This is a genomic window from Schaalia sp. ZJ405 (assembly GCF_011038885.2).
Taxonomy (GTDB): domain Bacteria; phylum Actinomycetota; class Actinomycetes; order Actinomycetales; family Actinomycetaceae; genus Pauljensenia.
In genome coordinates this window covers 442,788-456,032 of sequence record NZ_CP064952.1, presented here as the reverse complement: position 1 = coordinate 456,032, position 13,245 = coordinate 442,788, and the positions used below count along the sequence as shown (strand labels likewise).

6 protein-coding genes and 2 rRNA genes are annotated in these 13,245 nt (G+C 56.8%); 2 read left to right on the top strand and 6 right to left on the bottom strand.

All coding sequences use genetic code 11. The features are described from left to right. The first annotated feature begins 65 nt into the window (after positions 1-65). Both G7Y41_RS01910 and G7Y41_RS01905 read left to right on the top strand, forming a co-directional pair. Entirely contained in the window at positions 66-1,763 is a 1,698-nt protein-coding gene (locus G7Y41_RS01910) for a PspC domain-containing protein (protein ID WP_165316205.1), read from the top strand. Positions 1,764-1,782: 19 nt separating this feature from the next. Then, positions 1,783-2,310 (top strand): hypothetical protein, encoded by a 528-nt coding sequence (locus G7Y41_RS01905; RefSeq protein ID WP_165316206.1) that lies wholly within the window; start codon positions 1,783-1,785, stop codon positions 2,308-2,310. A 162-nt stretch (positions 2,311-2,472) separates the two neighbouring features. On the opposite strand, the gene metG is transcribed toward G7Y41_RS01905, so the two are convergent. From metG to G7Y41_RS01875, 6 genes are all read right to left on the bottom strand, one after another. Continuing rightward, positions 2,473-4,314, bottom strand: coding sequence for a methionine--tRNA ligase (gene metG / locus G7Y41_RS01900; RefSeq protein WP_165316207.1), 1,842 nt, complete (start codon positions 4,312-4,314; stop codon positions 2,473-2,475). A gap of 114 nt (positions 4,315-4,428) precedes the next feature. Then, positions 4,429-7,557, bottom strand: a complete 3,129-nt coding sequence (locus G7Y41_RS01895) for a glycoside hydrolase family 3 N-terminal domain-containing protein (RefSeq protein WP_196819532.1) — start codon at positions 7,555-7,557, stop codon at positions 4,429-4,431. A gap of 231 nt (positions 7,558-7,788) precedes the next feature. Continuing rightward, positions 7,789-8,685 (bottom strand): 16S rRNA (cytidine(1402)-2'-O)-methyltransferase, encoded by an 897-nt coding sequence (rsmI, locus tag G7Y41_RS01890; protein ID WP_165218940.1) that lies wholly within the window; start codon positions 8,683-8,685, stop codon positions 7,789-7,791. A 315-nt stretch (positions 8,686-9,000) separates the two neighbouring features. After that, entirely contained in the window at positions 9,001-9,561 is a 561-nt protein-coding gene (locus G7Y41_RS01885; protein WP_165218943.1) for an NADPH-dependent FMN reductase, read from the bottom strand. 267 nt (positions 9,562-9,828) lie between these two features. Then, a 5S ribosomal RNA gene (gene rrf, locus G7Y41_RS01880) occupies positions 9,829-9,948 on the bottom strand. Positions 9,949-10,083: 135 nt separating this feature from the next. Continuing rightward, a 23S ribosomal RNA gene (locus G7Y41_RS01875) occupies positions 10,084-13,212 on the bottom strand. Positions 13,213-13,245: the final 33 nt, after the last annotated feature.

Genomic DNA, 13,245 nt, shown 5'->3' with positions numbered 1-13,245 from the left:
CCGAAAAGGACCACAGTAGATGTCATGAACACGCACGACATGACCCGAACGTCAAGGAGAGCGCAATGAGCGACCCATCTGAAACTCCCCAGGCTCCCAATCCTCAGCCTCGTGGTTTCTTTCATTCGCTGCGGTGGTCAGGCTGGTTCCGCGCCGAACCTCGAGTGATCGGCGGTGTTTGTTCGGGAGCAGCTGCGCGGCTCGGATGGGATGTTGCCCTCGTCCGTGGAGTAACAATCATCGCAGCGATTCTCTTCACGCCGATCATTGCGCTCTACGGTTTCCTCTGGCTACTTCTTCCTGAACAGCGCGATGGCCGCATCCACCTGCAAGAACTTGTCGAAGGACGATTCGACGGAGCCCAGCTCGGGGCTTTCCTGCTGATTCTCATCAGCCTGAGCAGTTTCTTCCCCAAACCGTTCTTCTTTAGCTCATCCTTCAGCGCATTCTTTGGGATCCTCGGGTTCCTTTTCTTCGTCACCATCGGATTCATCATTTTCTTTGCTGTTCGCAATGGTCGCTCGTCCTCGATCCCAAACACCTCCTCGACGTTCCACAACCCATACGGAGGGATTCCTTCACCAATGTCTTCACCGAATCAACACGGAACACCGGGGGCTCATACTCCCAACTCTTTCGGGGCTCCAGCCCCTGGTTCACACGCCGGAACTCCACAGACCCCAAACGCACCCGCTCCCGAGAATCGCGGGACGTATGCGATGGGGAGCACTCAACCGGCTCCCGCTCCCTGGCAGTCCTCCGCTCGCCCTACTTCCGGATATTCTCCTCAGGGTTACGGCCAAGCCGCTCCCATGCCAACCCCTCCGCGGCAGTGGAATCCGCCCCGCACCAGGGTCCGCGTCGTGAGTCTGCGTGAAAGCCTCATTGTCACTGGTCTCGTGGTCCTTGCAATGGCAACGACTTTCTTCCTCATGTATCACACCTCCTTGAGCGATGGTCTCTCCCAAGAAATCAACAATCGCGTCATGACCATCGGCCTCATCGGTGGCGGAGTTTGCTTACTCATCGCGGGTCTCGCACTGGTCTCGGCTTCCCTTCGTGATCGGGGGGCCGGGTGGCTCATCGCTTTGTCAATCATCGGCATGTTCCTTGCTGGTCCAACGGCTTTGGTTGGCGGCGCCTGGCATGTCACCGAAGATGATTCCTGGTCCTCTTTTTCCCGCTCAGAGGTGAACACCGCCCACTACGGGTGGCAAGCTGACATCGTTTCCTCGGATTCCTCGTCGGGTCATGCCGAGCTGGATCTCAGTAACGCTCCTGAGTCAGTAAATAAGACAATCACCGTTGATCCTTCGACGTGGGCAGCGCTTCACGTGATAATCCGCTCAGATCAGCCCGTACGTGTGATCTGCGAAGGCACAGTCTTTGACGTCTCCGCCCCGGATCTTCGCTGGACCGACGCCCTCGACAACTGTGACCCCACGGACGAGGGAACAGTGGCCGTACAGTCACCCCGTTGGTCAAAGGATCGAGGAATCACGCTGCTGATCCCCGCGAACACCAGCCTTGATTGGCTGACTTTAGCTGTGGATGACACAGTTCAGCCCCTTGACGAACCGCAATCGGAAGCTGTGACTCCGTCCTCGCCCCAATCTCCTCAGTCATCGAGCTCGGCCACATCAGCCTCACCCACCACGGAATTAACGAGGACGAACCTCGCCTTCTCCCCCATCCCCTCACCTTCTCAGCGCACGGTCGTTTCTTCCGTGGTTTGCGCCGCGCCCCATGAGATTTATTCGTAACGTCTTGGAGGAACGCATCATGACAACAGAAAACACGCCGACGGAGGCACTGCCCGAGCAGCCGTCCACCGAGGACAGCTCCCACACTCTGCCGCTGCCCACTGAACCGTCACACGTCGACCAGGAATCTGGACAGGAAACACCGACTCAACAGCTTCATAGCGCATCGCCAGACAGCCACCAGGACACAACGACCGCGCCAACCGTCACTCCCAACGAGGCAGATGCGCCGGACACAGCTGGCCTGGCACCTGATCCGAATCATCGCGTATGGACCGCTCACAGCATCACTCCCACCGATCCACGCGATTTACCGGAGGAACCTGCTCAAGGGATCCGCGTCGGTCAGCTTGTTTGGGCGTCCGTGGTGTGCCTGACGGGAGTATTCCTCATCATTCTCGCACTGTGTAAGGCCGTCGACATCGCTGTGTTGCTCATCGGACTCATCGGAGTACTCGGCGTTGTCCTCATCATTTCAGCGTTCTTTGTTGACCGCCGACCCAAGCCTCCGACATCGTCACAGCCGACTCCTTCGACGTCCCTGTGATTCGTTCACTCACCGTTTGAGGGATTTCTCCCCCACTGGGCGCTGTGGCGCTCGGCGGGGGCGTCCTCGTTAATGAGGAAACCCAAGGCCCCACCGTCTCAAGTACGGTGGGGCCTTTCGTGGGGACTTCAACGCTTCTGGGAACATGTGCTCCCGATGGGCTCAGGCTCCCGTGATGTCATCGGGCAGAATACTGGCGTAACGCGCGAGTTCTTCCTCAACAATCGACTCGTCAAGTTTGGTGAACACGGGCGTTGGTTTGACGATCGGCGTGCCCACAACGATCTCGTGACGTTCCCACGTGGGAACATTCGTGTAGTCACCCGTAATGATCGGATAGCCGGCGCGTCCATCGAAGGCTTCGGGAAGAACCTGGGGATCCAGTTCCTCAACCTCCTCAATGCGTGGCATCGGAGCGATCTGCCCACCGCCACCCATGACCCGGTCCACGTCGTTCGCCGCGTGAGGCAGGAATGGTGACAGCATGAGATTGAGGTCCATCACCGCCTGAGCGAGCGTATGCAGGACCGTTGCCAGGCGTCCCTGTTGCTCGGGAGCTTTAAGCTTGAACGGCTCCGTATCCGTCACATACTTATTTGCCTCACCCACAAGACGCATCGCTTCGGCGAGCGCAGCCTTCTGACGGTGCTGACGGATCAGATCCCCAACGGTTGCAAACCCCTCATTGATCGCATCAAGCAGGCCACGGTCAATATCCTCAAGGCTCTCAGGGGCCGGGATCTGACCGAATTTCTTCGCGATCATCGAGGCGGTCCGGTTGACGAGGTTTCCCCATCCAGCGACAAGCTCACCGTTCGTCCGGCGCACAAACTCCGCCCACGTGAAATCTGAATCGGAGGTCTCCGGTCCGGCCGCCGAAATGAAGTAGCGCAGCGCATCCGCCTGATAACGCTCAAGGAAGTCGCGAACGTAGATGACGATCCCGTGCGAGGACGAGAATTTCTTACCCTCCATCGTCAGGAACTCAGAGGACACGACCTCGGTTGGCAGGTTAAGCACCCCGAGGTCACCGGGGTTTCCTCCACGCGCACCCTGACCGTTGTACCCCAAAAGTTCAGCCGGCCAAATCTGCGAGTGGAAAACAATGTTGTCTTTGCCCATGAAGTAGTAGGACAGGGCCTCTGGATCGTTCCACCATTGGCGCCACGCCTGCGGATCACCCGTGCGGCGTGCCCACTCAATCGACGCCGACAGATATCCGATCACAGCGTCGAACCACACGTAGAGGCGCTTTGTCGGCTGGTCCTCCCAGCCGGGAATCGGGATGCCCCAGTCAATGTCACGCGACATGGCACGCGGGCGGATATCTTCAAGGAAGTTCTTGGAAAACTTAATGACATTGGGCCGCCACGTTCCCGATTCTTCACGCTCATCAAGCCATTGGGACAGAGCTTCGGCGAGGGCGGGCAGGTCAAGGAACCAGTGAGTGGACTCCACGAACTTCGGGGTCTCGCCGTTGATCCGTGAATGGGGATCAACGAGGTCCGTGGGGTCCAGTTGGTTTCCACAGGCGTCGCATTGGTCGCCGCGCGCACCCTCGGCGCTACAGATCGGACATGTTCCCTCGATGTAGCGATCCGGCAGGGTACGGCCTGTGGACGGTGAGATCGCAGCATGCGTGACCTGTTCGATCATGTAGCCGTTGTCGCGGACCGTACGGAACATGTCTTGGACAACCCGGTAGTGGTTGCCCGCGGTCGTGCGGGTGAAGAGGTCGTAGGAGAGGCCGAGGGCAACAAGGTCTTCAACGATCATGCGGTTGTTGCGGTCGGCAAGTTCCCTCGCAGTCACTCCCTCTTGGTCAGCGGCAACCAGGATCGGAGTTCCGTGTTCGTCCGTGCCCGACACCATGAGGACATCGTGGCCGGCCATTCGCATGTATCGCGAAAACACATCGGAGGGAACGCCGAATCCGGCAACATGACCAATATGACGGGGGCCGTTGGCGTAAGGCCACGCAACGGCAGACAGAATACGACTCATAGTGGCTAACAATACCGTTTCTACGCGTGCAAAGACCATCGGGGCACTAACCTTGGGGACTCCGACGATCACCCGCCCCTCAACGAGGTCGAGGAGGTCGAGCGAAACGAATGGCTACTGTCTGAAGACTTCCTCCTCAACGCTTCCCGGAATCTGCCTCTGGCGTCGCTGCGCACGCTCACGCGCGTATTTCTTGTGGTTACGCCACGTCGTCCACGCAAGCAGGATGAGGATGATTCCACCAACCACTGCGACCCCAAGACGAATCTGATCGACCTTCTGCATGCCATACGTCAGTTCACTTCCCGGCATGGACCCGTTCATCACGTGCGAATGAGCAATCGTGTACAGCAGACGATGCATCGCGGCACGCCCGTAGTGGTACTCAACGGGATCATTCTCATCAAAGGTCCACATGTCCGACTGATCCAAGGTCGTCAGCTTCGTGTCACCTCCGGCAAGAAGCATCTGATGAGCATCCATGAACACACCCGTATTGGCGTTGTCGGTGATGATCCACCCATCGAAACCCCACTCGTTGCGCACGAGGCCTGTGAGCAGAGGGTATGAACCACCTGTCCACGTGGCCCCGATCCGGTTGAAGCCCGTCATGATGCCTGCTGCCGCGGGGTACTCCCGGCTCTTGACGTGGCAGGTTCCGTCTTGTGCGCACTGCGTGTACTTGAGATCAACGTTGCCCACCTTCATCACCATCTCGAAGGGTTTGACGTAGATTTCACGGATCGATTGCTCATTTGCCCACGTGGCAATCGAGTACTGACCCTCGCGGTCACCGCGATGATTCTCCTGGTCGTTGAGGGCAAAGTGCTTAATGGTCGCATACATTCCTTTGGATGCGGCTCCCTTGACTTCAGCTGCGGCAATCGCTCCAGAAAGGAAAGCGTCCTCGGAGAAATACTCCCCATTACGGCCCGAATATGCGCTGCGGTGAATGTTCATTGACGGCGCATACCAGCCATTCGCCCCGCCAAGCAGCGCCTCGTTGCCGATCATCTTCCCGTATTCGGAGGCGATATCGGGGTTCCACGTCTGCGCCAGGGTGATGGGAGTTGCAAACATCATGCCGGTTCCACCGTAGATGAGGCCAGCAGCGGTGTCCGCATCCATCGAGAAAGGCTTCCCCACTGATTTCAACGGTTCTGTCCCGTATCCACCGCGAGCAATCGAGAGTTGATAGTCCGCGGGAGTGAGTTGGTCAAGCAGTTGATCCCACTTCGGGTCATCGAAGTCTGCTCCTCTGAGCGACGCCAACGTCAGGCCATGATTGGCTCCATACACGGGAGTGTCGGTGATGGATGTCAGGTCATCCGGGTTCCCCGACTCTGTGGAGTCAAGCTTCGCGATGAGTTCGGGGCTTGCTTCCTTCGTGTAGAGGAACGAGGCCGCCTCCCCGTTCTGATCTGTGCCGTTGATCTCGTTGCCCCACGTTGAAATGGTGGTTGACACTTCACCATCGTTCCTCGGGAAAGTGCCCGTCCAGTCTTGACGACTGAGGTAGGTGATATCACCAGCCGCGTCATCGAAAAGATTCGTCACGGCAACTCCGGTAGCCGGATCCTTGGCAAAGGACGTGGTGTCAACGTCCGAGTTCGAGGGACTCCACTGGGCAACCAGCGTTGAGTCTCCAGCCGCGGTCATTGCGTCCTTCTCGGTTTTCCCCTTAGCCGCCAGAATGTTGTTCACAGCGTCGTGCGCATCACGACCGGCAGTCACGTAGTACGTTCCGGCATCGAGGATATAGGTCTTGGCGCCGTGTGAGTCATATGCTTTGAGCTGGTCTTTCGTCAAGGTCACGTCAACGGTTTCACGTGCTCCCGGTTCAAGCACCTGCGTCTTTGCGTACCCGACGAGTTCAATAGCCGATTTTTCAACGGAATTCTCTTTGTCGTAGTCGGTATAGGGACTCTGTGCATAAATTTCAACAACGTCTTTACCGGCAACACTGCCCGTGTTCGTCACGGTGACCGTCGCTGTGGCTTCGTCACCATTCCACGTGAGAGAGAAATCCGACCAGGCGAACTCCGTGTAGCTCAGGCCGTATCCAAAGGGGTAGATCACCTCACGGGAATAGGTGAAGTCACCGGCATTCCCCTGGCCGAGGACGAGGTCTTCGTAGCGCGTCTCGTAGTACTTGTAGCCAACGTAGATCCCTTCCGCGTACGACACGTAGTTGTACTTCGTCAGTTCTCCATTTGCATCGACATACTGATAATCTCCGAAATTCTGAGCCGCCGGTGACGCTGCAATATCACCGGACCACGTATCGACGGTACGTCCGGAGGGGTTGAGAGAACCTGAGAGGATCCGTGCAAAGGAGCTGAGTCCATATGTTCCCGCCGAGGGAACAGAAAGCACCGCTTTGATCGACGGGTACTCATTCAACCAGTCCAATTGCAATGCGGACGCGGTGTTAATCACCAGGAGGACCTCGGAGAAATTGTCATTGAGGTACTGGAGAATCTCACGTTCCGTCGAATCCGGTTCCATATACGAACGCGCCTTGTCTTCGGCGCTTTTAGCGTGGTTGTACATCGATCGAGGCATGTCACGCCCCTCACCGGCAACCCGTTTCATCACGAAAACCGGGACCGTGTTCTTCGCGGATTCGAGGACGCCGGATTCTTTGAGAACATTCAACGGGCATTCGTTAATCGAGAAATCTTCTCCGTCACCGAAACCCACCGATCCTGGACCCATTGTGTAGTCGGCGCAGGCTCCTTTGGCATAGACCTCTTCCAGCTGCATATTCGCTAAGAAGCCTTCCGCCTCAAGTGCGGTATTCAGACCATCAAAACTTGCCTTTGCCCCAGTGAGCATCGTCATCATATTCTGCGAGGACGACAAAACCTTTGACGCCTCGGAAAAGAAAGAGAACGTTGTTCCTCTCTCGAACGGCATGACCTGGTCATCGTTTTTCAGGAGAACATAACCTTCCCCCGTGATCCGCTCATCGAGGTCACGCTCGGCCTCGGTAATGGAGTCTTTGTCGTAGTCGGCCTTGGTGTAGTCAAGGTCAAGACCTTCCGCACTGACCTGCGAGTTGTCCCATGATTGATTTGGTCCGCCGAGCATGGAATTCGCCATCCGAGAGAACCCGGGGAGCATCGTATTGGTGACCCACATCAGCGCAATAATGAGCACTGCGATCAGAGCTTTGAGGATGCCCTTGAGGATACGGAAAATCATGCGGCCTATGCGCCGTTTGGGTCTTTCGGTGGCCACCTTGCCTCCATCACGTTGTAGTGAACCTGTCCACATCTGGCGGTCATTGCCACGAGGACGACACCATCCCACCAAAATGTCAGGGCCACCACGAAGAAAACGTGGCTGATCTGTCGTTTTACCAACATAGGCTGCCTCACGCTCAGCCACTAAAGAACAGCTTCCGATCCCCTTGGGCTCCTCCACCACGCCGTCGTGGGAGACGCGCCGACTACTTCTTCTTTGCCGTCGTCAACTGTTTTCGCGGGTTTCCTCGTCCTCGCCCCGCTGGGCCTCGTCCTTGCGTCGAAGGGCCGCCCGGAAAAGATCGTTTGCGCGTAGCCCTGTGGCCTGTGCAACCTGCACGGCGGCTTCCTTGAGGCGCATCCCTTCCTGAGCGAGTGCAATGACTGCTTCAGCGTATTCCAGGGCGTCACCGTGACCTGTGAATCCGGCGACAACGATCGTCACTTCGCCGAGAACCTCACCAGCTGTCGTCGCGATCAATGAGTTGAGGTCACCGCGGATGATCTCCTCGTGAGTTTTTGTCAGTTCCCGGCACACCACGGCATCGCGTGTCCCGCCGAATGCCTCCGCCATACGCACGAGAGTGTCGTTCAACCGTTTCGCGGACTCAAAAAAGATCAGTGTGTGGGGATCAGACGCAAGTGCGTGAAGATAGCGCCGGGCCTCCCCGTCTTTGCGCGGCAGGAACCCCTCGAAGGCAAATCGATCCGACGGCAGCCCTGAGACGGCAAGCGCAGTGATGGGAGCAGAAGGTCCAGGGAGTGCACTGACACGAATTCCTCGTCTCACAGCTTCTCTGACAACGCGGAATCCCGGATCCGAGACCGTTGGCATTCCCGCATCCGATACAACGAGGACACGTGCGCCACCCTCAGCAAGGTCGACAACGGATTCGGCGCGCTCAGCCTCGTTGTGATCGTGGAGACTGACAAGTTTCCCGTTGATTCGCACGTCAAGGCGTGACGCCAGCGCGAGCAGACGGCGCGTGTCTTCTGCAGCAACAACCTCGGCCTCGGCCAGCGCCCGGATCAGGCGGGGCGAGGCGTCCTCGATATCGCCGATGGGCGTTGCGGCCAGAAGAAGGGACCCTGAAGGTTGAATCGGATTCTCATGGGTGCTCACCGTGACATCGTCTCATCTTTGCACCGTCGTCGTCACCTTCGCATGGAAGCACAGCGCGTGACGAGGACGAGTTGGCTGCACGCCGCGTCTTCACCCCGAAAAAACCCACGCACCCACGCAAAAGAGCGGCTGATGATGAGGTGATGGGAGCTTCGTCCTCGTCCCCATATCGGCACAAGAAACAGAGAAACGCGGCATCCCGCAACCGGGATACCGCGTTTCTTAGGGCTAACGCCGCAGGATCACAGGTGAACCGGGTCTATCCCACCAGAGGCTGAGACATCCCAAACTTCACACACGATTCCGGGGCTGAGCTCATGCACGCAAAGAGGCCAGCGCGTTGCCCTGAGCAAGCATTTCCGCGACCATGCCCTCGACTTCGCCGTCATGGTAAGCAGCAGGCTTGAACTCTGACATGTTCTCAAAATCAGTGACCAACGAGAGAGAAACCTGCGGGTTAACGACCGCAGCCTGGAAATTCGCAAGAATCAGGCGCAGGTGTTCAACCGGGCGGAGCCCGCCGGTGAAGGAGTATCCAACAAGTCCAACGCCCTTACGAGCGAGCGCGGACGGCTCAAGGAAGTCAAGGGCATTCTTCAACGCACCCGGGATTGAGTGATTGTATTCGGGTGTCACAATGATCACGGCGTCGAAGCTCTTGACTGTCTCATTGAAGCGGGCCCCTGCGGGGTCCTGGGGCGCAGATACTGCCGTTGGTACGGGTTCAGCGAACAGCGGTAAATCGAAAGACTTGATATCGACAAGTTCCGCTTGGACACCCTCAACGTTGTTTGCCTTGGAAACCACCCATTCTGCAACACCCTGTCCCACGCGGTTAGTGCGAACGGATCCGAGGACGACTGCAAGACGTGTCATATGTACTCCTATTGACAGTAATTGTTAACGGTCAAATAATTACAGTGAAAGCGTATAGCGAGGTCGCCACGGTGACAATGGCACGGATCGAACTGTCGTCTATTCCATACGGGTGGTATGGGTAGGGCTGGACGTCTGTCGCAAGTGTGTCCCGTGTGTGTGGTGTTGGTTGTGTCCCGTTTTGTGTGGGACGCGTGGTTATGTGTGGTTATGTGTGTGTGAGCCGGCACCCCCCGTTGGGGGGTGTCGGCTCACAGTGAAAGTTTGTTGTGGCGGTGTCCTACTCTCCCACACTCTCCCAAGTGCAGTACCATCGGCGCTGTGAGGCTTAGCTTCCAGGTTCGAAAAGGAAGGGCTGGGCGTTTCCCTCACGCTATGACCACCACAAGACTATTGGTCCACACACACTGCCCTAACCCCGTGTGTTGGGGTTTGGCTCTTGTTGTGTGGGTTGTGGGTGATTCGTATAGTGGTTGCAAACACAACACTCATTGTGCCACACACAATAATTGTGTGTGTGTTGTTGTTTAGTGTTGGCCCATTAGTACCAGTCAGCTCACACACCTCTTACAAGGCTTGCACTTCTGGCCTATCAACCCAGTAGTCTCCTGGGGGCCTTCCACCACCAAAGGGTGGTGCGGAAACCTCATCTCGAAGCAAGCTTCCCGCTTAGATGCTTTCAGCGGTTATCCCTCCCGAACGTAGCCAACCAGCCATGCACCTGGCGGTACAACTGGCACACCAGAGGTTCGTCCATCCCGGTCCTCTCGTACTAGGGACGGCCCTTCACAAGTTTCCTACGCGCACAGAGGATAGGGACCGAACTGTCTCACGACGTTCTGAACCCAGCTCGCGTACCGCTTTAATGGGCGAACAGCCCAACCCTTGGGACCAACTCCAGCCCCAGGATGCGACGAGCCGACATCGAGGTGCCAAACCATGCCGTCGATATGGACTCTTGGGCAAGATCAGCCTGTTATCCCCGGGGTACCTTTTATCCGTTGAGCGACCACGCACCCACGTGCCATGGCCGGATCACTAGTTCCTGCTTTCGCACCTGCTCGACCCGTCGGTCTCACAGTCAAGCTCCCTTGTACACTTACACTCAACACCTGATGACCAACCAGGCTGAGGGAACCTTTGAGCGCCTCCGTTACATTTTAGGAGGCAACCGCCCCAGTTAAACTACCCACCAGGCACTGTCCCCAACCCGGATCACGGGCCAAGGTTAGATGACCGCTCCCACCAGAATGGTATTTCAACGACGACTCCACCACCGCTAGCGCGACAGCTTCACAGTCTCCCACCTATCCTACACAAGCGAAAGCGAACACCAATACCAAGCTATAGTAAAGGTCCCGGGGTCTTTCCGTCCTTCTGCGCGAAACGAGCATCTTTACTCGTACTGCAATTTCACCGAGTTCACGGTCGAGACAGCGGAGAAGTCGTTACGCCATTCGTGCAGGTCGGAACTTACCCGACAAGGAATTTCGCTACCTTAGGATGGTTATAGTTACCACCGCCGTTTACTGGGGCTTAAATTCAAACCTTCACCACACAAGTATGGTTGAGTCTTCCTCTTAACCTTCCAGCACCGGGCAGGCGTCAGTGCGTATACATCGTCTTACGACTTCGCACGCACCTGTGTTTTTGATAAACAGTCGCTTCTCCCTATTCTCTGCGACCCCCAACCACCACCACACCGCATGGGCGTGAGACCGCCGGAGGTCCTCCTTATCCCGAAGTTACGGAGGAATTTTGCCGAGTTCCTTAACCATGATTCACTCGAACGCCTCGGTATACTCTACCTGACCACCAGAGTCGGTTTAGGGTACGGGCGCGTAACCCCCTCACGTCGAGGCTTTTCTTGGCAGCATAGGATCACCAGCAGCCAACCACAACGGCCAGCCTCATCAGTCCTCACCCACAATGTCACCCGGATTTACCTGAGCAACAGGCCACAACCTTAAACACACAAACCACCAGTGTGCGCCAGCTACCTTCCTGCGTCACCCCTGTTAACACGCTTACCTACACACCAGCAGGACCCCACAACCACCACAACACCCAACCCCAAAAGGGAAAGGCGAGCAGCGGCAAATGGTTAGCACACCAGCTTCAGCACTTGTCGGTTATTACGCGGTACCAGAATATCAACTGGTCACCCATCGACTACGCCTGTCGGCCTCGCCTTAGGACCCGACTAACCCAGGGCGGAAAAACCTGCCCCTGGAACCCTTAGTCAATCAGCGGACGGGATTCTCACCCGCCAAACGTTACTCATGCCTGCATTCTCACTCCCACACGCTCCACCAACCATCACCAGCAGGCTTCACCGCGAGCAGGACGCTCCCCTACCCACCCACACAACCCAAAAGGCTTTGCCCCTCAGGTCTTATACGTGTGAATGTCACAGCTTCGGCGGTACACTTAAGCCCCGCTACATTGTCGGCGCGAAACCACTTGACCAGTGAGCTATTACGCACTCTTTCAAGGATGGCTGCTTCTAAGCCAACCTCCTGGTTGTCACCGCGATCTCACATCCTTTCCCACTTAGCGCACACTTAGGGGCCTTAGCTGATGATCTGGGCTGTTTCCCTCTCGACTACGAAGCTTATCCCCCGCAGTCTCACTGCCATGCTCAACCTAATGGCATTCGGAGTTTAGCTGACGTCAGTAACCCAAAAGGCCCATCAGCCATCCAGTAGCTCTACCTCCACCAGGCAACACACAACGCTGCACCTAAATGCATTTCGGGGAGAACCAGCTATCACGGAGTTTGATTGGCCTTTCACCCCTACCCACAATTCATCCCCCCCATTTTCAACTGAGGTGGGTTCGGTCCTCCACAAAGTCTTACCCTTGCTTCAACCTGACCATGGGTAGATCACCCCGCTTCGGGTCCAGAACACGCGACACACGCCCAACAATATTTCAGACTCGCTTTCGCTACGCATCCCCCACACGGGTTAAGCACGCCACGCATCACTGACTCGCAGGCTCATTCTTCAAAAGGCACGCCATCACCCCACAAGGCTCTGACGGCTTACAGGCACCCGGTTTCAGGCACTATTTCACTCCCCTCCCGGGGTACTTTTCACCATTCCCTCACGGTACTATGCACTATCGGTCACCAAGAAGTATTCAGGCTTACCAAGTGGTCTTGGCAGATTCACACGAGATTCCACGAGCCCCGCACTACTCGGGCACCCAACCCGTCCCATCATGTCACGGTCCGCCTACACGACTATCACGCACTACGGTCACCCATCCCAGAATGTTCAACTCCCACAACACAACAAAACCCCACCCCGGCAGAGATGGAACGATCGAGCCCCACAACACCGCACACGCAACGCCCGCCGACTAATCACACGCACACGGTTTAGCCATCATCCGCTTTCGCTCGCCACTACACACGGAATATCTTTTCCTACGGGTACTAAGATGTTTCACTTCCCCGCGTTCCCCCCATCACCCTATACACGTTCAGATGACAGTAACCCCACACAACCAGGGCTAGGTTCCCCCATTCGGACACCCTCGGATCCAAGCTCGCTCGCCAACTCCCCGAGGCATATCGCAGGCCGCAACGTCCTTCATCAGCTCTTGATGCCAAGGCATCCACCGAATGCCCAACAAAACTAAACACAAACACAAAACACAAAAAATAAAGATGCTCGC